The sequence below is a fragment of the Streptomyces hyaluromycini genome (assembly GCF_002217755.1).
GTDB classification, from domain to species: Bacteria; Actinomycetota; Actinomycetes; order Streptomycetales; family Streptomycetaceae; genus Streptomyces; species Streptomyces hyaluromycini.
The window spans coordinates 1,620,590-1,643,245 of the sequence record NZ_BCFL01000016.1; the positions used below are offsets into that span (position 1 = coordinate 1,620,590).

The 22,656-nt window shown below is 68.6% G+C and carries 27 protein-coding genes; 13 read left to right on the forward strand and 14 right to left on the reverse strand.

Annotated elements, in window-relative coordinates; genetic code table 11:
* Nucleotides 1–12: 12 nt before the first annotated feature.
* Entirely contained in the window at nt 13–702 is a 690-nt protein-coding gene (locus SSP29_RS07605) for a YdcF family protein (protein ID WP_089099645.1), read from the reverse strand.
* Entirely contained in the window at nt 699–1,742 is a 1,044-nt protein-coding gene (locus SSP29_RS07610; protein WP_089099646.1) for a helix-turn-helix domain-containing protein, read from the reverse strand. Before SSP29_RS07610 ends, SSP29_RS07605 begins: the two co-directional genes overlap by 4 nt.
* Nucleotides 1,743–1,861: 119 nt before the next feature.
* Here SSP29_RS07610 and SSP29_RS07615 point away from each other — a divergent pair, with 119 nt between their 5' ends.
* The 7 genes from SSP29_RS07615 (at nt 1,862) to SSP29_RS07645 (ending at nt 6,587) form a co-directional block, all read left to right on the forward strand.
* Nucleotides 1,862–2,278, forward strand: a complete 417-nt coding sequence (locus SSP29_RS07615; RefSeq protein WP_150133721.1) for a hypothetical protein — start codon at nt 1,862–1,864, stop codon at nt 2,276–2,278.
* 32 nt (nt 2,279–2,310) lie between these two features.
* Nucleotides 2,311–2,691 (forward strand): hypothetical protein, encoded by a 381-nt coding sequence (locus SSP29_RS07620; protein WP_150133722.1) that lies wholly within the window; start codon nt 2,311–2,313, stop codon nt 2,689–2,691.
* Nucleotides 2,688–2,924 (forward strand): DUF7848 domain-containing protein, encoded by a 237-nt coding sequence (locus SSP29_RS07625; RefSeq protein ID WP_089099649.1) that lies wholly within the window; start codon nt 2,688–2,690, stop codon nt 2,922–2,924. Before SSP29_RS07620 ends, SSP29_RS07625 begins: the two co-directional genes overlap by 4 nt.
* A gap of 232 nt (nt 2,925–3,156) precedes the next feature.
* Entirely contained in the window at nt 3,157–4,317 is a 1,161-nt protein-coding gene (locus tag SSP29_RS07630) for a radical SAM protein (protein WP_150133723.1), read from the forward strand.
* Nucleotides 4,314–4,526 carry a hypothetical protein gene (locus tag SSP29_RS07635; RefSeq protein WP_089099650.1) on the forward strand — a complete coding sequence of 71 codons (213 nt, stop codon included), beginning with the start codon at nt 4,314–4,316 and terminating at the stop codon, nt 4,524–4,526. Before SSP29_RS07630 ends, SSP29_RS07635 begins: the two co-directional genes overlap by 4 nt.
* Before the next feature lie 107 nt (nt 4,527–4,633).
* Entirely contained in the window at nt 4,634–5,434 is an 801-nt protein-coding gene (locus SSP29_RS07640) for a phosphotransferase family protein (RefSeq protein ID WP_245883046.1), read from the forward strand.
* A gap of 190 nt (nt 5,435–5,624) precedes the next feature.
* On the forward strand, nt 5,625–6,587 hold the full coding sequence (locus SSP29_RS07645) for a DUF4238 domain-containing protein (protein ID WP_275539752.1): 963 nt from the start codon (nt 5,625–5,627) through the stop codon (nt 6,585–6,587).
* An 84-nt stretch (nt 6,588–6,671) separates the two neighbouring features.
* On the opposite strand, the gene SSP29_RS52465 is transcribed toward SSP29_RS07645, so the two are convergent.
* Complete coding sequence (locus tag SSP29_RS52465) at nt 6,672–7,793, reverse strand: hypothetical protein (RefSeq protein WP_145968866.1); 1,122 nt, start codon at nt 7,791–7,793, stop codon at nt 6,672–6,674.
* A 189-nt stretch (nt 7,794–7,982) separates the two neighbouring features.
* On the opposite strand from SSP29_RS52465, the gene SSP29_RS58340 reads away from it, so the two are divergent.
* The gene (locus tag SSP29_RS58340; RefSeq protein WP_167449864.1) at nt 7,983–8,141 is read left to right on the forward strand and encodes a hypothetical protein; all 159 of its coding nucleotides are present in this window, start codon (nt 7,983–7,985) and stop codon (nt 8,139–8,141) included.
* Between the two features lie 719 nt (nt 8,142–8,860).
* Here SSP29_RS58340 and SSP29_RS07655 read toward each other — a convergent pair.
* The 4 genes from SSP29_RS07655 to SSP29_RS60870 all read right to left on the reverse strand — a co-directional run bounded on the left by SSP29_RS07655 (nt 8,861) and on the right by SSP29_RS60870 (nt 11,792).
* Nucleotides 8,861–9,427 carry a mobilome CxxCx(11)CxxC protein gene (locus tag SSP29_RS07655; protein WP_089099654.1) on the reverse strand — a complete coding sequence of 189 codons (567 nt, stop codon included), beginning with the start codon at nt 9,425–9,427 and terminating at the stop codon, nt 8,861–8,863.
* Nucleotides 9,408–10,175 carry a hypothetical protein gene (locus SSP29_RS07660; RefSeq protein ID WP_150133724.1) on the reverse strand — a complete coding sequence of 256 codons (768 nt, stop codon included), beginning with the start codon at nt 10,173–10,175 and terminating at the stop codon, nt 9,408–9,410. The genes SSP29_RS07655 and SSP29_RS07660 overlap by 20 nt, the downstream gene beginning before the upstream one ends.
* 691 nt (nt 10,176–10,866) lie before the next feature.
* Complete coding sequence (locus SSP29_RS07670) at nt 10,867–11,559, reverse strand: sigma factor-like helix-turn-helix DNA-binding protein (protein WP_089099655.1); 693 nt, start codon at nt 11,557–11,559, stop codon at nt 10,867–10,869.
* Nucleotides 11,560–11,669: 110 nt separating this feature from the next.
* Nucleotides 11,670–11,792, reverse strand: a complete 123-nt coding sequence (locus SSP29_RS60870) for a hypothetical protein (RefSeq protein WP_275539748.1) — start codon at nt 11,790–11,792, stop codon at nt 11,670–11,672.
* Nucleotides 11,793–11,833: 41 nt separating this feature from the next.
* On the opposite strand from SSP29_RS60870, the gene SSP29_RS07675 reads away from it, so the two are divergent.
* Nucleotides 11,834–12,367 (forward strand): GNAT family N-acetyltransferase, encoded by a 534-nt coding sequence (locus SSP29_RS07675; RefSeq protein WP_089099656.1) that lies wholly within the window; start codon nt 11,834–11,836, stop codon nt 12,365–12,367.
* 33 nt (nt 12,368–12,400) lie between these two features.
* On the opposite strand, the gene SSP29_RS55120 is transcribed toward SSP29_RS07675, so the two are convergent.
* The 4 genes from SSP29_RS55120 to SSP29_RS07695 form a co-directional block, all read right to left on the reverse strand.
* A complete protein-coding gene (locus tag SSP29_RS55120) occupies nt 12,401–13,090 on the reverse strand; it encodes an IclR family transcriptional regulator (RefSeq protein ID WP_089099657.1) in 690 nt (229 codons plus the stop codon).
* A gap of 268 nt (nt 13,091–13,358) precedes the next feature.
* Entirely contained in the window at nt 13,359–14,204 is an 846-nt protein-coding gene (locus SSP29_RS07685; protein ID WP_089099658.1) for an MOSC domain-containing protein, read from the reverse strand.
* Nucleotides 14,205–14,334: 130 nt separating this feature from the next.
* Nucleotides 14,335–14,733, reverse strand: coding sequence for a hypothetical protein (locus SSP29_RS07690; protein ID WP_089099659.1), 399 nt, complete (start codon nt 14,731–14,733; stop codon nt 14,335–14,337).
* Entirely contained in the window at nt 14,730–16,724 is a 1,995-nt protein-coding gene (locus tag SSP29_RS07695) for a heavy metal translocating P-type ATPase (protein WP_089099660.1), read from the reverse strand. Before SSP29_RS07695 ends, SSP29_RS07690 begins: the two co-directional genes overlap by 4 nt.
* Before the next feature lie 132 nt (nt 16,725–16,856).
* Here SSP29_RS07695 and SSP29_RS07700 point away from each other — a divergent pair, with 132 nt between their 5' ends.
* Complete coding sequence (locus SSP29_RS07700; RefSeq protein ID WP_089099661.1) at nt 16,857–17,246, forward strand: ArsR/SmtB family transcription factor; 390 nt, start codon at nt 16,857–16,859, stop codon at nt 17,244–17,246.
* Nucleotides 17,247–17,318: 72 nt separating this feature from the next.
* Here SSP29_RS07700 and SSP29_RS07705 read toward each other — a convergent pair whose 3' ends face one another.
* Nucleotides 17,319–18,107: an SAM-dependent methyltransferase gene (locus SSP29_RS07705; RefSeq protein WP_089099662.1), complete on the reverse strand. Its 789-nt coding sequence runs from the start codon at nt 18,105–18,107 to the stop codon at nt 17,319–17,321.
* 117 nt (nt 18,108–18,224) lie between these two features.
* Nucleotides 18,225–18,914, reverse strand: a complete 690-nt coding sequence (locus tag SSP29_RS07710; protein WP_089099663.1) for a M24 family metallopeptidase — start codon at nt 18,912–18,914, stop codon at nt 18,225–18,227.
* Between the two features lie 363 nt (nt 18,915–19,277).
* On the opposite strand from SSP29_RS07710, the gene SSP29_RS07715 reads away from it, so the two are divergent.
* Nucleotides 19,278–20,126, forward strand: a complete 849-nt coding sequence (locus SSP29_RS07715) for an alpha/beta fold hydrolase (RefSeq protein ID WP_089099664.1) — start codon at nt 19,278–19,280, stop codon at nt 20,124–20,126.
* Between the two features lie 263 nt (nt 20,127–20,389).
* Complete coding sequence (locus SSP29_RS07720) at nt 20,390–20,812, forward strand: TOBE domain-containing protein (protein WP_089099665.1); 423 nt, start codon at nt 20,390–20,392, stop codon at nt 20,810–20,812.
* A 24-nt stretch (nt 20,813–20,836) separates the two neighbouring features.
* Here the strand turns inward: SSP29_RS07720 and SSP29_RS07725 are convergent, their stop codons facing one another.
* Entirely contained in the window at nt 20,837–21,595 is a 759-nt protein-coding gene (locus SSP29_RS07725) for a nuclear transport factor 2 family protein (RefSeq protein ID WP_167449865.1), read from the reverse strand.
* A gap of 97 nt (nt 21,596–21,692) precedes the next feature.
* Here SSP29_RS07725 and SSP29_RS07730 point away from each other — a divergent pair, with 97 nt between their 5' ends.
* Nucleotides 21,693–22,604 carry an AraC family transcriptional regulator gene (locus SSP29_RS07730; protein ID WP_089099667.1) on the forward strand — a complete coding sequence of 304 codons (912 nt, stop codon included), beginning with the start codon at nt 21,693–21,695 and terminating at the stop codon, nt 22,602–22,604.
* The last annotated feature ends 52 nt before the right edge of the window (nt 22,605–22,656 follow it).

The following is a 22,656-nucleotide window of genomic DNA, read 5'->3' on the forward strand; positions in this document are numbered from 1 at the left end:
GCGCTGGGCGGCTCAGGTACTGATGAGGCGGCTGTCGAAGCCGGCGCCCAGGAGGCGCTCGTAAGCGTCATACACATCCCCCGGTACGTCCTGCTCGACGGCGAAGCCGAGCTTCGGGTACTCGATCACCCGTTGCAGGTCCCCGACGAGCATGTCGACGACGAGCTTCTCGTCGCCGATGGACTTGATGTAGTCGTCCAACTCCAGCGGCTCGGAGGCGCACACAACCTCAGCCTCGGGCCAAAGCTTGCGGCAGGTCGCATACGAGCGGCGCTCCATGTACGGCTTGGAGATCAGCAGCAGCGACTGCACTTCCACCCCGGCCTCGGCCAGCAGCTCGCGGGAGAAGGTGATGTTCTGGCCGGTGTTTGCGGCCTTCGACTCCACGATGATCGCCTCGTCCGGCACCCCCAGGCTCAGCGCGTGCTCGCGGTAGTGGACGGCCTCGCCGCGCGGGAAGCGAGCGCGGGTGGTGGGGCTGTTGCCGCCGCTGAAGACCACGACCGGGAAAAGGTCAGCGCGATAAAGGTCGACCGCAGTAGTCGCGACCCCGAGGTCGTGGCTGCCCAGGCCGATCGCCGCCGAGCAGGGCCGCAGCTCGTGGCCCATCTGGTGGTAATTCCAGATCAGCGTAGCGTCGTGGAACTGCTCGTCGGTGATCTGGCGCTGCTGGTGCTCCGGCACTGGCACTCCCTGGCTCATCCTTGCTGGCCCTTTCGGATGCCCTCAATACTGCGCAGCTGGTGGCTCAGCCCGTACTGCCGGGCCACCTGTGCCGCCTGGTCGAGGACGGACAGCCCATCATTCCGGGTCGCCGCATCCGACAGAAGGATGTGCCCGTACGCGGTGTCCAGCCGCACCCGCTGCATCGGGGAGTCGACCGTGCCGGTGGTGCGCGCGATGTCGATGTAATGCAGTGCCTGCTTCAGGTCGCCGGCACCGCGATGGGCCAGGGCCAGCTTCTGGTGGGCGACCGACCAGTCCTCCGGCTCGCCCAGGTCCTCGAAGGCACGAGTGGCGGCCGTCATCGCGTTGGTGGCGTACTCGTTGTCGCCCTCCTTGCTCAGCGCCGTACCCACCCACAGCCGCGCCCTGGCACGGTCACGCGGGCTCAGGCGCTGGTCCCCGGCGAGGAGTTCGTAGTGGCGAGCGGAGGATTCCAACTCGCCCGACATCTCCTGAACGACGGCCAGGGACAGCTCGATCTGAGCCACCCGGCGTGGGATGTCGAGCTCGGTGAACATGCCGCGGGCGGTCAGGTAGGAGTGGCGGGCGGAGAGTGGGCCGAGGATCGCGCCCTGATCGCGCTGGAGGTCGCCCAGGAGCACGAGGGAACGGCCGTACAAATAGAGACCCTTGTCGTCCAGCTGCTGGGGTGCACGGCTGCCCAACCAGCGGTTCAACAGGGTTGAGGCGAACGGGAAGTCCTGACGGCTGATGCAGACAACAGCGCGCTCGATGTCCTCGGTCCAGGTCTCGTAGTCCGCCGACCGCGCGCTCTTCCGCTCAGGGAACAGCATTGCCTCGAAGCGGGCTTGGGCGGCGGAATCCGCCCGTGCGAGTCCGGTGTCGAGGATGGCCTGGGTGTCCGGTCGGGGCTGTGTCTCCGCGCCAAGGCTCTCCCACTTCGCAACCGTGCGCAGCGCGACACCGAGGTGCTCGGCGAAAGCGCGCGTGCTCATACGCAACGCGGCGCGCAGGGCGCTCGCCTCCCGACCTGTCCATTGCTGCACGCTGACCACGGATGACCTCCCTCCGTCACGTATGGAAGCACTGTCGGTGACGACGTGGGATGGGAAGTGCAACGGAAGTACAACAGCAGGTCATTTCGAGGCCGTTCACGACGGCCGACGCTATGGGCATGGACGACGACCTCATCACCGAACGCCGCCCCGTCGCCTTCCCCCAGGTCTTCGGCTACCTACGCCACGTCACCGGCGGGCTGCCCCGCCACGCGGCGCTCGTCGACTGCCTCACCGAGTACTGTGAACGGCACGAACTGACCCTGTGCGGTGTCTTCACCGAACGCGACTCCACGGTGATCATCCGGTCCCCGGCCTGCGTCGGTCTGCTCGACACGCTCGAACTCCCCGATGCCTACGGTGCCGTGGTTCCGGCTGTCAGCCACCTCGGCCCGAAGGGCCTCGGCACCGAGCGCAAGCGGCAGATAACAGCAGCAGGCGCTCGTCTGATCGTGGTCCGCCACTTCACGCCGACCACGGAATCCACTTCTTCGCTCGACGCGAGCCACAGCTTCTGGCCGCAGGCGGATTCGTGATGTCCGTGCGCGATGCGTTGCGAAAGGCTCCCATGGTGAACGACGTGCCGGGGCTGCGGCTGCTGAAGGTCGGCGACGGCTGGGACGTCGTGCGCACCTCCGCCGAGATCGGCCTCCTGGCCCTGGCCTTCCTGCGCTGCACTGGTACTTCCGTCGGCCCCGTGCTCTACGACAGGCCCAACGGGCGTCTCTACTACGCCGTCCCGACCGGCTCCGCAGCCAGCTGGGACGATCTGCCGGTACGGCACCTCTCCACCAACTCCTGGCTCGTCGCGCCCGGCCTGGAGCTGCTCGACGACTGGTTCGGCGGGTGGTGCGAGCTGCCTGACGACGACACCCTCACCGACACGGAGGCCCTCCGCGCTGCTCTCCAGCACCCCTACGTCGCCACAGCTCTGGAGGCGGTTCGATGACCAGCCGCACGATCATGCGCCACCAGGAGTGGACCCTCCAGCCCGACCGGGAACCCGACGCAGAGCCCACCACGTACGCGATGCAGTGCGCGGTCTGTGGCGAGACCTCGCCGCCCGGCACCGACTTCGCCGAACCGCAGAGCTGGGTGTTCACGCACGGTGGCCACAATCCCTCGCACCATACGTACCGGGAGATCATCACCCGCTCGTGGAGGGCCTGGTGGAAGCCGTAAACGGCCTTCTCAGCGCCCAGGTCACGCAGGGTGACCGCTACGCCGGACCACTGCTGATCGTGCTCGTGTCCGCCTCGTAAGGCTTCGCGATCGACGTGACCGCCTCGACACGCACGGATCAAACCCCTGACCCGCGCTTGGCGGGGGGTCCACCGGCTGAGCTGGCGGCCAACCTGATCGCCGCCCACTACCAGGCCCGACCCACCACTCATACCCTTCCAGCGGAGGTTCCATGACCGAGACGAACACCAGCGCCGAGAGGCAGGGGGCCAAAACAGCTCCGCGGCTCGTGGCCAGCCCGTTTCTCGCCCAGTACCTCCTCGTCCAGCCCGGCCGGGCAGCCGGCGTGCGTATCCCGGAAGTCCGCTACGAGGAGCTGCGGGCCTCGGGCACGGAAGGCCGATCCGTCCCGGACTGGCTGGCCGACGCGGCGCGGGAAGCGTGGGGGACCGAGCTGCCCGCGTCGCCGGTCGGGAACGTCGTGCTCGTCCGTGAGCGGTCCCGGTACGGGTACGGCAAGGCGTCATGGGAGATCAACCTCGGCTGTGACTACGACTGCGAGTTCTGCTACCTCGGGGAGAAGCGGTTCGAGGGCCTGGACTGGACCGGTAAGCAGGCGCTACTGCAGACACTGAGGGACGCCGGTGTCTTGTGGTTGCAGATCACCGGCGGTGAAGCGCTGATCGACCGCGAGTTCGGCGCGGCGTACGAGTACGCCCACCGGCTCGGAATGATGGTCCAGGTCTCGTCCAACGGCTCCTCGCTGCGGAAGCAGCCGATCCGGGACCTGTTCGCCCGCCACCGGCCATACCGGCTGACCCTGAGCGTCTACGGCGCCACCCCCGAGACGTACGACAAGGTGACGCGGAACCGCGGGGCGTTCGGCCGGTTCCTGACGGGCCTGGACGCCGCTCGCGAGGACAGGCTGCCGGTCCGCCTGAACGTGATCGTCTCGGACGGCAACGCGCACGAGACAGACGCGATGGTGTGCCTCGCGAAGTCGTACGGCTTCCCGCATCAGGTCTTCACGAACATGTCGCCCACGATCGATGGCGACGCGAACCCCCTGGCGACGCAGGCACTGGACCATCTCAAGGCCCGTAGCGTCTTCACCGGCTGCAACGCCGGCCACACGTTCTTCCACGTCAACCCGCACGGCATCGCGTCGATCTGCAAGGTCGGCCGCGACCCGAGCGTGAACCTCATCACCGAGGGCGTCGAAGCCCTCCCCCGACTCGGCGCGGTCGCCGAGTCCCTACAGCTCCGCACCGGTGGATGCTCCGGCTGCACGAAGGTCGGCACGTGCCGCACGTGCCGACCGCTGGCCAGGCTCTACCAGGAGGCGGGGGACCGACGAGAGCTCTACTGCCAACATGGAGGTTACGGATCATGACTCCGCCCACCGCACTCCTGACCCCGCCTCGCGAACCGGTCATGCTCACCATCGGCCGACGTCCAGCGGACAACCCGACCAGCGCCCTGCCGGTGTCGCTGATCGCCGCGTCAATCAAGGACGACGAGTTCCAGATCATCGCCGACCTGGACGAGGCTACCGAGGGCGCCGAGTGCAGCTGCTCGGCTGGGGATGACCAGCCGTACTAGATCCATCACGGGCGGCGCTCGTTCCCCCTCTCAGTGCCGCCTCGGCCGTACCCTGGCCGGGGCGGCATTCCCCATACCCGAGCACCCCTGAGGAACCCCGCGTGTCCATGTCCCGCATCCCCTTCCAGCAGCTCCCCGCTGGCATCCGACGGGCCATCTCCGACAAAACCGGCGCCGTCCATCAGGCAGCCACCACCCCGGGCGGCATGAACTCCGGCATCGCCTCTGTCCTGAAGACCGAAAGCGGCAGGGTCTTCGTGAAGGGCATCCCGACCGACCACCCCCAGGTCGGTGCACAGCGCCGCGAGGCGGCGATCGCCCCGCATCTTCCGGCGTCCTGCCCACGCCTGTACTGGCACCTGGAGCTCGATGGCTGGAGCCTTCTCGGCTACGAGGTGGTCGACGGCCGCCACGCCGACTACGCGCCCGGCTCACCCGACCTGCCGCTCGTGGAAGCCGCGCTCACCGAACTACAAGCAGTCACGGCCCCGGCCGACATCGAGATCAAGGACGCTGTCGACCGGTGGGCGGACTACGCCCCACCGGGGACGTTGCAGTACTTCAGCGGTGACATCCTCCTGCACACCGACTTCGCCAGGGATAACGTACTGATCGTCGGCAAACGGGCCCGGCTCGTCGACTGGGCATGGCCGACGCGAGGTGCAGCATGGATCGACCCGGGCGCCCTGGCACTGCAACTCGCGGACTCCGGCCACCCGGTGGAGGAGGCGGTCGCTTTCGCGGGCCGCTTCCCGTCATGGCGGGACGCCGAACCAGCAGCCCTCGCGGCGTTCGGCGCGGCCACCGCGGCACTGTGGCGAGAGATCGCCGAGGAAGACGAGATCCCGTGGAAGCGGGGGATGGCAGAGCGGGCGGCGGCACTCGCGGATGTCCTTGCCAACGGGTAGATAGCGCAGCATCGCCCGGAAGGTGGTTCCGGTGGGTGGATGGACATGAGGAAGGGGCGGTCACCGGCTGGTAGGCCGCGGAAAGGATTGCGGCATGGGGTGGAGGCTCGTGGAGACAGTGCCCAATCCTTGGGGGCAGGTGCCGGTATCGGACGGCGGCAGAAGCGTGGTGGCGCCAGTCGCCAGCTACATGGCCCGGGTCAGGGAAGAGGCCAGCCGCCGGGACTGTGTCTCCCGTCGCCACCACTACGTGCCGCAGTCTTACCTACGGGCGTGGAGCCCGGACGGTCGGCGAGTGCGGGTCCTGGACACCCGAAACGGCACCGAACGGCTCCAGGGCCTGCGCGATACCTGTGTGAGGGAGAACTTCTACCGGCTCGCCGAGGGCGGTGAGGCACACAATCAGGCCGAGGCGATGCTGGCCGTCATTGATGACGAAACCGCGCGGCTCCTACGCACACTGCACTCCTGGGCGCCGGGAGATGACTTCATTTTCGACGACTTCATGTCACTCGCGGTCATACTCGCGTTCCAACGCAACCGGACACCTCAGGTCAGACGCCACCTCGCGGCCATCAACACCTGGCAACGGGATCGGGCCGCTCAGGCCATCCGGCCACTGACAGCCGACTGCCACGTCACGGCGATGTTTGACAGCGTCTTCCACGCCGCCGACGAACACTCGACCCGGCAACTGGAACTGTGGGACGACCCTAAAGGCCGCTTCATCACAAGCGACCAGCCAGTCCAGCTGTCGCCCGAGGCCGGGCAGGACTACTCCTCCACAACTACCGGCTCTAGCCTGTGGTGGCCAATCAGCCCAGGCCGCCTTGCCGTCCTCAGTTCGGACCTTCAAGGCATCAAAGTCGTTCACAGGATCGTAAATCGCCAGACGGTCGACCGGGTGCGCCGGGCCGTCGTGAGAGGTGCCGAGTCAGTGATCATTGCCAAGCCCACCGACTTCGACTTGCCCGTGGGAAAGCGGCTGGGCAGGCGGCCCCAGCTGCAGGTCGACTGTTCGCCCGTGGCTCCGACCGCACGCAAGTGCAGGATCCACTTCACCTGGGGGCACGGGACGTCGACAGTGGACCGTGCTTGCGATCCGTTGTGCGCAATGGCAAGCACAAGTAGCGGTACCGGCTCGCTCAGGTAACCGGGTCTTAGTTCCGAAGCCCGAAAGAGCCAGAACCGGCTGCAGACCGCCCGGGAAATTTGAGCAAATTCTACAGTCGGCGTTCTACACGGAACCTTCCGGATCGGCCCACTCGTCGATGACCGCCGCGGTGTTTTCCAGCGCCTGTTCGACGATCTCGGCGAGATCGTCGAGGTCATTGCAGGATGGAAAGTAGACCGAGGCTAGATTAAACATGGGGGCATTGAAGTCGACCTTTGACAGGTCGATGTGCCGATTTAGGTTGTAATGTACCAGAGTGTTGCGGAATGGCCTTGCGCTCCGATTCATGATCACCCGCGCAGCAGGTGCATCGAGAATTTCCTGAAGAGCCCGGGTCGACCGAGGCGTTAGCGGGTACCTCTGATCGGTGCGCAGGACTTTCAGACTGCCGAGCACTTGATAGATCGTCAGGAATCTGATCTTGAACTCCGTATAGTCGAACCCCCCATCGGAATCGACCGACGGGATAGCCGTACTGACGAAATTCACCATGCAGCGAAACACTGCCAGAAGGGCATTGAGATCCATGTTCCCGGGACCATCGAAACCTCGGCCATAGTAGTCGGCAGAGTGAGTATCGTTTTCGATCTCGCCCATTTCCCGTGGGTCGATCTTACTGAAGAATGTCGCACCGCCCCCGGCTGGCACCTGGGCACCCAGATGCCCAAAGTACCGACCATACTGTTCAGTAATCGCCATGATCTCTTGGCCAGTCATCGCCAGCGTGGCACGTGGCGAAATTCCGAGGTGGAAGTTTGCGGCGTGAGTTGTCGAGATAAGTCGCGAACCGTATGAAAACAGACCAAGGTCAGTTTCGAGGAATCGGAAGGTTCGTGGCGCATTACTGGTGAAGTGGCCCGCGTGTGCCGCGCGGATCTCGTCGCGGAAGTAGTCGAGCTGCCCGCCAATTCCACGGTTCGTATCCTCAAATAGCTTCAGACTGTGGCGGGCGCGAGCCACGATCGCCTTGAAGTCGGTTGACACATGTGCCGCCAGCACCGGATCGCTCGTGGCCAGCTTCGCATATGATTCGTGAACGAATAGTGCAATGTACGGCATTACACAGAGGGAGATCACGCCAGCGCATTCGGCGCGCTCAGGGTCTCCGAAGTCAGCGGCAAGCCGACCTACCCAGGCCGCGTCGTTCGCTATGCCCTGCCGAATGACACTCGCCCGAATATCCATGGATCCGAGTATAATCCTAGGGGATGATCGCGGCTACCAAATTCATCCTCGCTTGTCAGTGGGGTGGATTGTTGATCGATCCAATGGTTCGCCTGCAATGGCCTCTGGCGATTGAGGGCAAACCGTCGCGTGACACCGCGGGGTGTGCTGAACCGCGACACACCTGGGTTTGCAGCACCGTGCCGTGCAGTGGACGACCCGATCACGGTGAGGTCCATCCCGCAGTCCATCCCGCCCATGAGCGCGGACCAGGACCCGCCTGCCAACCTCCTAGACAACCGGGACAACGTGGTGGTGCCCACCGCGCTGACGGTTGGGAACCTCGGTGGCAGGGCGGGCGCCGAGTAGGCGGTCGCCGGGGCCTCCCTGGACGAGAACCTGTGGGTCAACGCCAGCACTATCCGCGTCGTGATTCGAGGCAGCCCGCCAAGCCCAATAGCGTGTCGCCGACTCGGATCAGGCCCGCTCCTGCAACTTCGGCCTTGTCCAATACCCGAACCTAGAGACCGAGGCGCATCAGGAGCTCACCCTCCCGTTCGATGTGATCAAGGCGCTGTACGAGGTCGCCCGCCTGGATGCCGACATCAACGTGCTCTTCGAGTGCGCACTGCGGGCGGTCTGCGGCCCGCCCGCAGGAGCAACTCCAGCCGCGTAGACGGCCGGAGCAGTGGCCGTTCGCCGCCCCTTGAGGCCGGCCTGGCTGCACGAGCAACAACCGCGTGCCGACAGGACCGGCGATTGCTGCGCTGCCTTCAGAACCACCATGTAGCACCCGGGCAGCACGGGGAAAGGCACGACGCGTAACTGGCGGTTAGACGTTGCTTCCCCTTGCATTACCTACCGCAGCAAGTGCAAGTGTGGGTAGTCGTCGGGCCGAGGTCGACCTTCGTAATCGGGCCCCAGTTCCGTGTGGATTCACGGCGGATGCGGTCCTGAGTAAGGGGACCGCCCTGGACGTACTCACTGAGGGCGGCAATGTATTCGTTCTGCTGAGCTGGCGTGAGAGCGAGGAAACCTCGCATTACGGTCGATACCTGGTTGTCCATCTATTGATCCCTTGCTCGCAGTTAAAACTGACCACAGACACCGCAGGTTGACGGTTCCATCGTCGTGGGGACTACTAGGCAGGCCGCGCACGCGCGTTGGTACTTGCGGAGCGCAGCCCGCATGCCCATACGGCGCTCCTTCTCCGTTACGCCCTTCTCGCTGTCCCTGTCCCGCCTTGAGGTGTCTTCAACCTCAAGCTTCTCGAACTGAACCCGCAACGTTGCGAGCGCCGGCGGGTCATCAGCCAGCGCGGTGTATCTTGTAGCCAACGAGTCGTTGGCCGCGACTGAGCCTGAGGAGTAGGCCAGTTCCTCCGGCCAACGCTTGATGAGGGACCACAGGCTCATTGCGAGCTGCACGGCCGCGATCACCGCAGCAATGGTGATGACGAGGCCCCAGAGCTTGTTCCGGCCAAACGTCCCCACGAGTGCTCCGATAAGCAGGGGGACAACGAGACCAACCCAGGTAAGCGCGTCGGTTTTGCGCTTCAGACGGTTGGCCCGCTGCTCGAAGATGCGCGCAGTCCCGAAGGCGTGCAAGGCGCCGTCCCGGCACTTGCCTTGGTAGTCACCGATGCCTGCCGCCATCTGGCTTCCCTCGTTGTCCGTCGTCGCACCATCCAGACCGAGGGAAGCGATCGTAGTCGTCGTCACCAGGGTGGGCGATGGACTCGATGTGTTCGGCCGGGATGGCGAAGCGGTAGAAGACCTCCGCGTGGGCTGGCTGAGTGCCAAGGGCCTTACCGACGAAGAGGTTCGGCAGAGCGGTGTACACCGAGTGGGCACGCGGATCGGACAGGTCGATGAGCGCCGTCACCACGGCGGGCTTTCCCAGATTCCGCAGGACGCCCGCCAGGTCTGGGTCCTGCTCGTGGTAGGCGTAGAGGCTTTCGCCGCCCCAGTGGGCCAGCAGACGCCAAAACCCGTCCGGCTCGTCATGGAACGCAGCTGTGGACAAGGCCAGGCAGACTTGCCCCTCGCGCCGCCCCCTGTTCTTCACACCGGGAGCGAGGCTGTGCTTCGCCTTCAGCGCCGTGTATTGCTCGTCCGTGAGCAGACCACGTCGGTGCGCTTCACTGAGCCGGCCTTCGACGAGGTTCGCGTCCAGCCTCCGCAGGCCCTGGCTCCGGATAGCGTCAACTTCGTGGTCGAGGAGACGGGTGCAGTGCCACGCGCGCACCAGGTGTCCGTCCAGGAGCCGGTGCATCTGGTCCTCGTACTCGTACAGGGACAGGTCCCTGTAGTCGGCCAGGCCCGTGCGTTCGGAGTCCCTGGCGAGTTCGTCTACGAGCTTGGCCAGAGGGCCGGGCCAGGTGGCCGGGTCGTCGGCGTCCACGACAGGACGCCCGTACGGTGTCATCGTCACAGCGACCAGCATGACGCCCGGCACCGACAATCGACGGCGGACGAGCCCTGGTCTCTGCGATCACCGCCTGCCCCCGCCCTCTGTTGTTCGGCAGCATGGGCATAGCGGTGGGCCGAGCAGGGGTAGGCGGTCAGTGCCCCAGTGCGTCGATGAGCTTAGTCAGGTTCTTCAGGGCGCGGGCGAAGGCACCGCGGGCAACGAACGCGCCCACGGCGGTGTCGCCGCTTAGCGTCCCGGTGTCGTTCAGACGGCGCAGGATGGGCGGCGCTTCAGCAGTGGCAACTGGTGGACTACCCGCGCGAGGGCACATCCAGGGCACATGAGCCTGGGAAACGCCGTTGACCCGCGAGAACTACCGAGAGGAGTTTTCCCAGGTCAACGCACATTCCCTTGCGAAGTCCCAGGTCAGCGCCCTCACCTCACCAATCGCTGCACGAGTGGCAGGACTTCTCGCACCGGCTGCATGAGGCGGGGCATCAGCCGTATTGCCTGGTGTGGCCCTGAGCTGGGGTTTCGGTGGTAGCGGGCGGGGTCTTCGGGCCTCGCCCTTTTTGGTGCCGGAGTGGGGCGTCAGGCGGCCAGGGCGCCTGTCCTGATCCTCAGCCGATCCCGCCGTGGGTGGTGTTCCGGGTGCGGCATGTCCGGAACACCTGCCCGTGTGCTACCTGGTGAGATCGGTCGGTTTGTCGATTCGTGTCAGTTTCTGTGGGTTGGATGTCGCATAGATCCGGGTGATGCGCCCGTTCTCGATCAGGAGGCTGACCGCGGCCGGTCCGCTGTCGGATCGGATCCGGATCGCGGGGGCGCCGTTGAGCCACACCAGCATGGTCTCGGACTCGCGCCGTTCCGTGCCGGCGAGCATCGTCGCCACGAGCTCGGCCCCGTGGACGGGGGTCAGTGCGGCGGCCGTGAGCCCGCCTCCGTCGGCGACGAGGATCACATCCGGCGCCATGATCTCCAGAAGGTCCTGGATGCGACCGGTGTGCAGCGCGGCGAGGAACCGGTCCAGCACGGCCTTGTGCTCCATCGGGCTCACGTTGACGCGTGGTTGACGGGCGGCGACGTGGTTCCGGGCCCGCCGGGCGATCTGCCGGACCGCGGCGGGGGTCCTGCCCACCGCCTCGGCCACCTCGTCATGCGGCATGTCGAAGACCTCACGGAGCACGAACACCGCGCGTTCCACCGGGTCCACCGCGTCCCACGCCCCCACCCTGGCACCGAACTCCAGGTTGTCCTGGGTCACCCGGGGGCTGTGCCACAGCACCTCGACGTTCTCGGGCACGACGCCCAACTGCTTGATCATGTTCTCCTTGAGCTCGGCGGGAAGCTCGGCCTTCGGCAGGCGCAGCGTCATGATGTCTCTCCTTGCACGCGTCCCTGTGGGCTGTTCGGCATGAAGACACCGTCCGGCCCCCGCATGTGACAGCCACCGCCGCCCCGGGTCCGCACCGGGCGGCCACCGCTTCACCGTACGGTCGCCGCTGTCATGAACCTCGGCAGTGCCAGGAACAGGCGGTCGGCCTCGGCCCGCGCACGCTGCTCGGCGATCCAGCCGTCCGCGTACCCGTCCGAGCCCCTGCGCAGCACCGATTACCCATGAGGCCGTTGCCTTCGGCAGGATGAGCGCCATGACCGAGATCCGTACCCCCCGCCTCCTCCTCCGTCGCTGGTATGACGACGACCTCGTGTCCATGGCGGACATCAACGCGGACCCTCAGGTCATGCGCTGGATCGACGACGGCTCGGTGCTCGACCTGGACCACACGGCGGAAGCCATCGAGCAGTGGGAGGAGGAATGGGACGAGGAGGGGTTCGGACTCTTCGCCGTCGAGCTGCTCGCTTCGGGTGAGCTCGCCGGCTTCACGGGTCTGTCCGTGCCCGAGTTCCTGCCGGAGGTCCTGCCCGCCGTGGCGATCAGCTGGCGGCTCGGCTCACCGTTCTGGGGCCAGGGATACGCATCCGAAGCCGCCCAGGCCACGCTGGAGTTCGCGCTCCAGGACCGCGGCCTCGACCGCGTCATCAGCATCAGCCGGGTGGGGGACGACGCCTCCGAGAACGTCATCCGCAAGCTCGGCATGACGCTGGAGCGAGAGACGGCGCACCCGGTGTACGGCTATCCGCTGCACGTTCACACCATCGATCTCACCGAGTTCCAGGCGTGAGCCGGCCGAGCCGTCGCCTTACGGGCCGTCGCCTTACGGGCGGTCGGCGCCCAGATCGTGGGAGATGGCGCGGGCACAGTTCCTGACCGCGGAGACCAGCGAGCCTCGTGCCTTGCCGCCGTCGCAGATGCGGTCGACGGCTCCCGTGATGCTCACCGCGGCGACGGCATCCCGCATGTCGCGGATCGGTGCGGCGAGGGAGACCGCCCCGTACCGTGCCGGTTCAGGAGCGCAGGCCCAGCCCCGCTCCCGGGCGGCCTCCAGAAGGCCGGCCGGGGTTGCCGGAGCGGCGAGGACCGCGCCCAGTGCCGTTCCCTCGGCCAACACCATGGTGCCGGTCTCCACCACCTGCCTCGTCTCGCCGGGCCGGACGACGTGATGGATGATCAGTACGCCCGACCTGTGCGGCACGCCCACAAACACCTGTTCGCCGGTGGTCCGGGACAGGTCGTCGGCCCAGGGGAGCGCGCGGGCACGTAAGTCGTGGCGCTGGAGGTAAGCACCGCCCAGCCTCACCGACTCGGCGCCCAGCCGGTACTTGCCGGACGCCGGGTCCTGCTCGACGAGGCCCTCTCGCCGGAGCGTGTGCAGAATTCCGTGCACCGTGCCCTTCGGCAGCCCCAGGGCGGCAGCGGTGTCGGAGAGGCCGAACCGGCACTGCCCCGTGGCGAGAAGCCGCAGTACGGCCGCGGCTCGGGACACGGACTGGATGGGATCTGACACGCAGCCACCTCTTCCGACTCGGCCGACGCCGAGGGGCGCCGAAACCCTGAGCAGGCGCCGGTTCACGGCACCGCGGGGGTGAGTGTGCCATGCATTCAACGGGCGGAACCGGTCCCCGCACCGGCAGAGCCCGCCTGACGCGCTTGCCGGGCCCCCGGTCCTCGGCCGTAACCCCGGCGGACTCCAGGGCACGTCCAGGGCACGTCCAGGGCACACGAGCCCGGGAACCAGTACCAACCAGTCCGACGCGTCCTCCGGCTCCGTATGGTCAGGCGGCTTCCTGCACGGTGATCGTGTCGCCGACACGGACCGCTCCCGCTTCCAGCACGTCGAGGTACACGCCGAGACATGAGAGCCGCCCCAGGTCGAACACCGGAACGCGGTGTTCACGGGCGACCGCGCGCATGATGCCGGGGTCGGCCGGCAGTTCGTCGTGGGCGAGGGCGGGCATCACGCAGCGCGGCGTGGGCACCACCACCCGGAACAGTGCCTCGCCCACCCGCAGGCGGGATCCCGGCCAGGCGTCCTCCGGGAAGCCCGGTTCCCCGTCGGTGTTCACGACCAGGTTGGGCCTGAAGCGGCGCGCGTCGAAGTCTCCGCCGGGGTGGACGGTTCGCATCCGGGCAAGGGACGCCGTGGTGACGAGATGGACCCGGCCGAAGTCGAAGAAGGTCCCGGGGGCCACGCTGCCGGTCGTGATGCTCGCCCCTGTGGCATCGACAGCAGCGGTCTCCCGCACGGCCTCCGGGACACCGCCCTCGTACTCCGGCACAGCGCGCTCCAGCCTGCCGTGTTCCGGGACGACGGCCGAAACGAACACCTGACGGCCCAGCAACTCGGACAGCCGCACGTCCAGGTCCGGGTCTTCCACCGGCAGGGCCGTACCGTCGGGCAGTACGACCTGGACGACTCCGGACTCGTCCACACGGCTTCGGCAGCGCAGCAGGGCTCCCCATTTACGCGGGTGTTTGGCGCTGCCCACGGCACCCGTCTCGTCGAGTACGGCGTACGCCCGGTCGCCGGTGAATCCGCGCTTAGTGACGGCCACGGCGATCACGGCCTCACCCAGCATGGACTTCACGGGATATCGGTACAACGCTGTCACAGTCCCCATGGATCGAGTATGGGTGTCGGAGGATGAGCAGCTCCCCGTGGAAGCCCGCGAACTCCCGCTCCCGATCGTGAGGCTTCGCGCCCCACCTCGCGGGCGCGCTGCACGCGTTCGGCCGACAGGCGGAGCGGTGTCAGTCCTCGACGCCGCGCCGAACCCGCCGCGACGGGCTGAACTCGTACAGGTCCAGGATCTCCGGCGGCTCGCTCAGACCCGGGCCCCCGGCGCGGACCCAGGCGGCGATGTCGGCCGTCGCGTCAGGGTCGTTGACCAGACCGAGCCACACCGGTCGGCCGCCGGCCGCTCGCCCGGCCGGGGACGGCTGGACGACGATGACGTCGGCCTGTTCGCAGGCGTCCAGGCAGTTCACGACCCGGACCTGCGCCACGCCGGCCAATTCGGCTTTGAGAGTGGCGAGTTGGGCAGCGTGGTCGACACCGGGCACCTTGGCCGTACCGCAGCAGCAACCTCGGCACACGGTGACCGTGCACCGGGGTGCCGGCTGCGCGACCGGCGTCCTGCGGCGGCTCATCGGGCAGCCCGCTTCCAGGCGGTCTCGCGCAGCAGGCGGAGTCCGTTGAGGCCGACGAGGACGGTGGATCCCTCGTGGCCCGCCACACCGAGCGGCAGCGGCAGAGTCCCGGCCAGGTCCCAGACGGCCAGGGCGGCGATGAACACGCCCGCGATCACCAGGTTCTGGACGACCAGCGTGCGTGCCCGCCGGGACAGCGAGATCACGGCCGGGACGGTGGCCAGTTCGTCACGGACGATGACCGCGTCGGCGGTCTCCAGCGCCAGGTCCGAGCCCGCCCGGCCCATCGCGATGCCGGTGTGGGCGGCGGCCAGCGCGGGCGCGTCGTTGACGCCGTCGCCGACGACCATCACCTTGCGGCCGGATTCCGCCAGTTCCCGGACCGCTTGCGCCTTGTGCTCGGGCAGCAATCCGGCGCGCACGTCCTCGATGCCGGCCTCGGCGGCCAGCAGGGCTGCGGCGCGTGGATTGTCCCCGGTCAGCAGGACAGGCGCCGTTGCGGTCAGAGCCGCGAGAGAGGCGACGGTGGCCGTGCCGTCCGGGCGGAGACGGTCGGCGATGCCGAGGACACCGAGGGGCTCGCCGTCCGCCATGACCAGAACGGCGGTCCGGCCGCCGTCCTCCAACTCGGCGGCGAGGACCGACGCACGCGCCGAGCCGGCGCCCCCGGCACCCCCGGCACCGGCGAGCAGCCGCGCGGGAGCCCCGACCACGACCGTTTGCCCGTCCACGGTGGCCCGTACGCCGACCCCGGGCGTCGAACCGAAGCCGTCGGCCGCCGGAAGGACGAGGCCCTTCTCCCGTGCCGCGTCCACGACGGCTCGGGCCAGCGGGTGTTCGCTGGGGTGCTCGGCCGCGGCGGCCACGGTGAGCAGCGCGGCCTCGTCCAGGCCGGAGTCCGGCAGCGGCCGGACGTCGGTGACGCGCGGGGTGCCCTCGGTCAGCGTGCCGGTCTTGTCCAACGCGACCGTGTCGACCTCGCCGAGCCGCTCCATGACCACCGCGGACTTGACCAGCACACCGTGCCGTCCGGCGTTGGCGATCGCCGACAGCAGCGGCGGCATCGTCGCGAGGACGACCGCGCACGGCGAGGCGACGATCATGAAGGTCATGGCCCGCAGCAGCGAGCCGGTCAGTGCGGCGCCGAAGGCGAGCGGCACGAGGAAGACGGCGAGGGTCGCGGCGACCATGCCGAGCGAGTAGCGCTGTTCGACTTTCTCGATGAACAGCTGGGTGGGCGCCTTGGTCTCCGACGCCTCCTCGACCATGCGCACGATCCGGGCGATCACCGAGTCGGAGGGGTCGCGCCCGACCCGGACACGGAGCGAGCCGGTGCCGTTGAGGGTCCCGGCGAAGACCTCGTCGCCCGGCTCCTTGGCCACCGGCAGGGGCTCACCGGTGATGGTCGCCTGGTCGACGTCACCGGCCCCGTCCACCACGCGGCCGTCCGCCCCGATGCGCTCGCCGGGCCGCACCAGGATCGTGTCGCCGACGCGCAGTTCCCCGACGGCCACCGCGACCTCGGCGCCGTCGTCCGTGATCCGGGTGGCGGTGGCCGGGGCCAGGTCGAGCAGACCGCGTACCGAGTCGGCGGTGCGGGCGGTGGCCAGTGCCTCCAGGGCGCCGGAAACGGCGAAGATGACGATCAGCAGTGCGCCGTCCGTCACCTGCCCGATCGCCGCCGCGCCGAGTGCCGCGACGACCATCAGCAGGTCGACGTCGAGGGTCTTCTCCTTCAGCGCCCGGAGCCCGGCCCAGCCCGGTTCCCAGCCGCCGGCCGCGTAGGTCAGCGCGTACAGCGGGCCCCAGGTCCAGGCCGGGGCGCCGGTCGGCCGGAGGGGCAGCGCCACCAGGAACAGCAGCAGGGCGACCGCCGCCCACCGTGCCTCGGACAGTGCGAGGACCCGGGTGCGACGCCGGGGCACGGCGGCTCTGCGCGCATCGGCGGTCCGGTCGGCCGGGACCGGCGGTGTGACGAGGGTGGAGGTCATCGGGCGGGGTCCTTCACGAGGGCATGACGGATCTGCGGGCAACCGGAACCCCGGCACCGCGCTCTCCACCGTACAGGACCACATGAAGACCCATTCATGTGTTCATGGATGGTTCTCCGTAGGATGGAGCCCATGGGCCATGGAGCTGACGGACGGACCACCACCGCCACCGCACGCGAGCGCCTGGAGGCCGTCGGCGCCGGCGACGTGGCCGCCACGCTCCAGGCGCTGGCCACCCCGTCCCGGCTGCGCATCCTGACCCGCCTCCAGGAGGGCCCGTGCGCGGCGACGGAACTCGCCGACGCCGTCGGCATGGAACAGTCCGCGTGCTCCCACCAACTGCGTCTGCTCCGCAATCTCGGCCTGGTCACCACCGAGCGCCGGGGCCGCTCGGTCATCTACGCCCTCTACGACAACCACGTCGCCGAACTCCTGGACCAGGCCCTCTACCACGTCGAGCACCTGCGCCTCGGCCTGCGCGACACCTCGGCCACGGCACACCCCGTGGCCGAGCTGGGCTGAACGTCTCTCGCAAGCAGTTGATGTGCCGTGCAGGCCGGATGGCGGCTGCTCGGCAGGTGGCAGCCGAGGGGGTCAGCGGATGCGGGCCACTCCCGAGTAGATGCCGCTGCCCTCGGGTTCCGGGGCCGGGGTGGTGGCGAACCACTCGGTCGCCGTCACCAGGCCGGGCGGCACGAGGTCCAGGCCGTCGAAGAAGCGCTCCACCTCCGGGCGGGTGCGGAAGGCGAGCCTGATGCCGCCCCTGGCGTACTCGGCGACGACCTGTTCGACGAGGTCCGGATACAGGTCGGACGCGGCGTGCGACAGGATCAGGTAGCTGCCCGAGGGCAGCGTGTCGAGCAGGGCGCGGACTATGCCGTGGGCGCCCTGCTCGTCGCTGATGAAGTGCATCAGCGCGATGAGGGACAGCGCGACGGGGCGGTCGAAGTCCAGGACGTGCCGGGCATGCCGGACGATCGCCTCCGGGTCGCGCACATCGGCCTGGATGTAGTCGGTGGCCCCCTCCGGGCGGCTGATCAGCAGCGCCTCGGCGTGCCGGAGGACGATCGGGTCGTTGTCGGTGTAGACGACCTTGGCCGACGGCACGACGTTCTGCACGATCTGGTGCAGGTTCGGCTCGGTGGGGATTCCGGTGCCGATGTCCAGGAACTGGTCGATGCCCTCCTTGGCGAGCCACGCGGCCGCCCGGTGCATGAACTGACGGTTCTGCCGGGCGGCGTCCCGCGCCTCGGGCGGCAGCTTCTGACCGACCGCCTCGTCGACCGGGTAGTTGTCCTTGCCGCCGAGCAGCCAGTCGTAGACCCGCGCGGGATGAGCCCTGCTGGTGTCGATCGACAAAGACGGCTGTGGGTTGGTCGTCATGGCAGCTCCGTCGCGCCGGTGAAAGGTAGGAGAGAGCGAGTTCGCGATGATCGTACTCGGGGCTCTCATATGCCTTTTGCGAGGGGCGACTTGAGCTCTCCGCGAAGTGATTTCGGCTCAGAGGGTGAGGAGTTCCTCGTAGAAGCCGCCGAACTCCCGTTGCCGGTCGACGAGATGGATCTCCAGGATCCAGTGGCAGGTGCGTCCGGCCTTGTCGGTGCGGCGGAGTCGGGTGTCGTTGGCGGGGGCGATGTACGACTCCGTGTCGGCGCCGTCGATGGTCTCGTGCGGGAACTCGCCGACCAGGTGCCCGGCGTGCCAGCCGCCCAGTTCCCAGCCGGCCTCGGCGGCCCGCCGCTCCACCTCCGCGTACAGCTGCTGCCCGGTGATGTCGGGGGCGGCCTCGAAGAAGCGGCGGCCCGCGGCGAAGATCTCCCCCAGGTCGGCGCGGAGGCGGTGCTTGACCGGGTCGTCGCCGAGGACGAAGGTCCGGCCGAAGTCGGCCTCGTACGCCTCGAAGATCGGCCCGAAGTCGGCGAACACGATGTCGTCCGCGCCGATCACCCGGTCCGGCGGGTTCTCCCGGTACGGCTTGAGCGTGTTCGGCCCCGAACGCACGATCCGCTTGTGCCAGTGCCGGGTCGTGCCGAACAGTTCGTCGGCCAGGTCACGGACGCGGTCGCTGACCACCCGCTCCCCCTCGCCCGGCGCGACCAGCCCGCGCTCCTCGATCTCCGCGAAGAGCCGCTCGGCCTTCGCCTGGGCATCCAGCAGTCGCGCCGCGCGCGTGGGTTCGTCATCCGCCATGGCGCCGAAGCTAACCAGCGAGATCGTCCATGGCAACGGGATTCCGCACCGCTGCGGGTCGCCGCTGCGAGTCACTGCTGCGAGTCACCGCTGCGAGTCACCGCTGCGGCTCGCTGTGCGGGGAGCCGCGCACCGTCCCCCCGGCCCCGGAATCCAGGTCACATGACGGATGCCACCGAAAAGGCGTCTTCATAGGGTCCATCGCAGGCCACACCGATCAATTTCGGCCGTGCGCTTGAGCCAGCCGACCGAGCCGAACTCCTGACGGCACACCGTTCAGGTGGTGCCTGCCGCCCTCGGGCAGCAGCTCAGCGGCGAGCTCTCTGGCAGACCCATTGCCCAACCCCATGTGCGAGGAGTCCCATGAGCACCGATGTTTCCCGCCGTCAGGTACTGGCCGCCGGAGCGGCGCTGGCCGGGTCGGCGGCGCTGACAGCCGGCGCGGCAGGAACGGCCGACGCGGCGGCTCCTGCCGGTACCGGTGAGGAGCAGCCGAAGGTGAAGCCCACGGTCGTGCTGGTGCATGGCGGCTACGCCGATTCGTCCTGCTGGAACGCCACCATCAAGGAGCTGCAGCACAAGGGCTACACCACGGTCTGCGGGTCGAACCCGCTGCGGGGTATTCCGACCGACGCCCCGTACATCGCGAGTCTGCTGGACTCCATCAGCGGACCGGTCGTGCTGGTCGCGCACTCCATGGGCGGAACGGTCATCACGAACGCCGCTGCCGGGAAGACCAACGTCAAGGCGCTGGTCTACATCGCGGCGTTCGTGCCCGACGTGGGCGAGACGCAGGGGGAGCTCATCACCAAGTTCCCCGGCAGCGAGGTCGAGCCGGTGAGCGTGCCGGTCCCGTACACGAAGGCCGACGGCACGACCGGCATCGATCTGTACCTGGGCAAGGACGGCCAGGCGGCCTTCGCCGCCGACATCTCCACCGCTGACTTCCAGGTCCTGCAGGCCACGCAGCGGCCGTTCGACGCCGATTCCTTCATCTACCCGACCACGGCCGCGGCCTGGAAGACGATCCCGTCGTGGGGACTGGTCGCCGGCCGGGACAAGGCGATCCCGCCGGCGTGCGAGCGCTGGATGTACAGCCGTGCGAACGCGCGCAAGGTCGTCGAGGTGCCGCGCTCGTCCCACGTCGTGATGATCAGCCACCCCAGGATCGTCGCCGATCTCATCGAGGACGCCGCCGAGGCGACCAGCTGACCCTCGCGACGAGTGCCCCGGTCCGCCACCACGGACCGGGGCACTCTCGCGACCGGTCCGTCCGCCCCCTCGACCTGCCGGCACGCCCGGGATCGCTGGGCGGACGGGTTCATGTGGGCCCCCAGGCCCGCTACGCGGGCGCCGACGCACTGGGCCTGCGCCGCTGAACCGGCCCGACTGCCCAACCCGCTAACTTGGAGAGCCGAAGTCGGTAAAAATTCCATCAATTCAGCTCTTTTCCCTTCCCCGTGAGGCGGCCCGTCATGAGCCTGAGCATCCGCAACCAGATCCCCGGCACCGTCACCGCCGTCACGCCGGGCGAGGTGATGGCGACCGTGAAGGTCCGTCTCGACGGCGGCCAGGAGCTCACGGCCGCGATCACCCTGGAGGCGGTGCGGGAGCTGGGGCTCGCCGAGGGTTCGGCCGTACGCGCGATGGTGAAGTCCACCGAGGTCGCGCTCGCCACCGCCCGCGTGCCGGGCGTCTCCATCCGCAACCAGCTGCCCGGCACGGTCAGCGACGTGGCCACCGGCGGGGCGATGGCCACGGTCAAGGTCGCCGTGGACGGAGGCCAGGACCTCACCGCCGCGATCACCAAGGACGCGGTCGGCGATCTCGGCCTGACGGCCGGCGCACCGGTCGTGGCGCTGATCAAGGCGACCGAGGTGTCCCTCGCGACCGCGTGACCGCGCCCGGTTCGGCACGGTCCGTCAGAACAGCCCGTTGGAGTGCGGGAGTTCGGCCGGGACCGGGGCGATGACGTCCCAGTGCTCGACGATCCTGCCGTCCGCCACCCGGAACAGGTCCCAGTAGGCGACCGGGACGCCGAACTCGCCCTCGGACTGGAGCAGGACCAGGTCGCCCTCGGCGACGACCTGGTGAACCGTCTTGTAGACGAGGTTCTTGCCCTGCTCCGCCCACTTGGCGGCCGCCGCGCCGAAGCCGTCCAGGCCGTCGGCGGCCTCCGGGTTGTGCTGGCGGTAGGTGTCGGTGGAGATGTAGTCGGTCAGGACCGAGTAGTCGGCGCCGACGAGCACCTTCTGCGCGAACTCGGCCACCAGCGCACGGTTGGCCTCCGTGCGGTCCGGGTCCGACGGCGCGCTCGGGCCGTCCGTCTGGGAGCGGCCCGAGGCGGTGTCCGTGACCACCGGCGTCAGCGCGTCCCAGTGCTCGGCCAGCCGGCCGTCCGCGTCGACCCGGAACAGGTCGAACGCCACCAGCGGTACGGGGCCGAAGCCGTGGTAGGTGCCGTGCAGCGCCACCAGGTCACCGTCGGCGATCACTCGCGCGCCCTCGTAACGGAAGTCCTCCGGAAGGCCTGCCACCAGAGCGCGCAGCGCCTCCGGGCCGTCCGCCGCCAGGCTGCTGTGCTGACGGTAGTCAGCGGCCACCCAGCGGTCCACCGCACCCGGGTCGCGGTCCCCGAACAACTCGCCGGCCGCCTTGAGGACGATGTCCTTGCTGCTCATGACCATGTCTCCGATCTGGTAATTCTCGCCGACGTCGGTCCGTCGGCACGCCCCCACTCTCCCGGCGGGCCTGGCCGCGCGCACGGTAGAGTCGGGCATGGCCATGGTCGAAACGGGACAACCTTCGGTGCCGCTGGTGCTCGAACGGGGTTATCGCAACCCCACCCGGCCCGGGCTGGGCCTGGAGCTGCTGTCCTTCGCCGACCTGCGCCGCCGGTTGCCCGGCGACGAGTACCGGCGGGTCCACCGGCCCGACTTCCACCACCTCACCCTGGTCCACCGCGGCCACGGCACCGCCATGGTCGACTTCGTCGACCGTCCGTGCCGGCCGGGCACCCTGCTGCACATCCGCCCCGGCCAGGTGCAGCGCCTGCCCACGGCGGCCGACGGCACCCCCGCCGGCCTCGACGCCACCCTCGTCCTGTTCACCCCGGACTTCCCGCCCCGGCTCCCGGCGACCGCCCGCGTCACCGACGACCCCTTCGGCCCGGCCGCCTGGCAGCTCGGCCCCGCCGACCACGACCGCTTCCGCCACGCGTTCGCCGAACTGGCCGATGAATACGGCGCGTACACGACGCGGGACGAGGACTCCGAGATCACCAGAGAGCTGCTGCGCCAGCTCCTCGCCGGCGTGCTCCTGCGCACGGCCCGGCTGCCCGGCCCCGGGGGTCCCGCGCTGGTGCCGGCCGCGCAGGAGCCGTACCGCCTCTTCCAGCACGAACTGGAGCGCTCCTTCACCACCCTGCGCCAGGCCCACGACTACGCCGCCCGGCTCGGCTACTCCCTCAAGACCCTCAACCGTGCCTGCCGGCGCGCCACCGGTCACACCGCCAGGCAGCTCATCGACGCCCGCGTCACCCTGGAGGCCAAGCGGCTGCTGGCCCACACCGACCTGCCCGTCGCCGCCGTCAGCCACCGGCTCGGCTTCACCGAACCCACCAACTTCAGCAAGTTCTTCACCCGCGAGACCGGGCGCACCCCGGGTACCTTCCGTGCCGACCAGCGCTAGGCGCTCCGCTGGAGTGGCCGCGATGTGCCGTCGGTTGTCCGCGGCGCCGTCG

Excerpts from the sequence above, each read along its gene's own strand:
- SSP29_RS07605 (WP_089099645.1), bottom strand. The coding sequence starts at position 702 with ATGAGCCAGGGAGTGCCAGTGCCGGAGCACCAGCAGCGCCAGATCACC.
- SSP29_RS07615 (WP_150133721.1), top strand. The coding sequence starts at position 1,862 with ATGGACGACGACCTCATCACCGAACGCCGCCCCGTCGCCTTCCCCCAG.
- SSP29_RS07620 (WP_150133722.1), top strand. The coding sequence starts at position 2,311 with ATGGTGAACGACGTGCCGGGGCTGCGGCTGCTGAAGGTCGGCGACGGC.
- SSP29_RS07625 (WP_089099649.1), top strand. The coding sequence starts at position 2,688 with ATGACCAGCCGCACGATCATGCGCCACCAGGAGTGGACCCTCCAGCCC.
- SSP29_RS07630 (WP_150133723.1), top strand. The coding sequence starts at position 3,157 with ATGACCGAGACGAACACCAGCGCCGAGAGGCAGGGGGCCAAAACAGCT.
- SSP29_RS07635 (WP_089099650.1), top strand. The coding sequence starts at position 4,314 with ATGACTCCGCCCACCGCACTCCTGACCCCGCCTCGCGAACCGGTCATG.
- SSP29_RS07640 (WP_245883046.1), top strand. The coding sequence starts at position 4,634 with ATGTCCCGCATCCCCTTCCAGCAGCTCCCCGCTGGCATCCGACGGGCC.
- SSP29_RS07645 (WP_275539752.1), top strand. The coding sequence starts at position 5,625 with ATGGCCCGGGTCAGGGAAGAGGCCAGCCGCCGGGACTGTGTCTCCCGT.
- SSP29_RS52465 (WP_145968866.1), bottom strand. The coding sequence starts at position 7,793 with ATGGATATTCGGGCGAGTGTCATTCGGCAGGGCATAGCGAACGACGCG.
- SSP29_RS07655 (WP_089099654.1), bottom strand. The coding sequence starts at position 9,427 with ATGGCGGCAGGCATCGGTGACTACCAAGGCAAGTGCCGGGACGGCGCC.
- SSP29_RS07670 (WP_089099655.1), bottom strand. The coding sequence starts at position 11,559 with ATGACGCTGCGCCTGCCGAAGGCCGAGCTTCCCGCCGAGCTCAAGGAG.
- SSP29_RS07675 (WP_089099656.1), top strand. The coding sequence starts at position 11,834 with ATGACCGAGATCCGTACCCCCCGCCTCCTCCTCCGTCGCTGGTATGAC.
- SSP29_RS07685 (WP_089099658.1), bottom strand. The coding sequence starts at position 14,204 with ATGGGGACTGTGACAGCGTTGTACCGATATCCCGTGAAGTCCATGCTG.
- SSP29_RS07690 (WP_089099659.1), bottom strand. The coding sequence starts at position 14,733 with ATGAGCCGCCGCAGGACGCCGGTCGCGCAGCCGGCACCCCGGTGCACG.
- SSP29_RS07695 (WP_089099660.1), bottom strand. The coding sequence starts at position 16,724 with ATGACCTCCACCCTCGTCACACCGCCGGTCCCGGCCGACCGGACCGCC.
- SSP29_RS07700 (WP_089099661.1), top strand. The coding sequence starts at position 16,857 with ATGGGCCATGGAGCTGACGGACGGACCACCACCGCCACCGCACGCGAG.
- SSP29_RS07705 (WP_089099662.1), bottom strand. The coding sequence starts at position 18,107 with ATGACGACCAACCCACAGCCGTCTTTGTCGATCGACACCAGCAGGGCT.
- SSP29_RS07710 (WP_089099663.1), bottom strand. The coding sequence starts at position 18,914 with ATGGCGGATGACGAACCCACGCGCGCGGCGCGACTGCTGGATGCCCAG.
- SSP29_RS07715 (WP_089099664.1), top strand. The coding sequence starts at position 19,278 with ATGAGCACCGATGTTTCCCGCCGTCAGGTACTGGCCGCCGGAGCGGCG.
- SSP29_RS07720 (WP_089099665.1), top strand. The coding sequence starts at position 20,390 with ATGAGCCTGAGCATCCGCAACCAGATCCCCGGCACCGTCACCGCCGTC.
- SSP29_RS07725 (WP_167449865.1), bottom strand. The coding sequence starts at position 21,595 with ATGAGCAGCAAGGACATCGTCCTCAAGGCGGCCGGCGAGTTGTTCGGG.
- SSP29_RS07730 (WP_089099667.1), top strand. The coding sequence starts at position 21,693 with ATGGCCATGGTCGAAACGGGACAACCTTCGGTGCCGCTGGTGCTCGAA.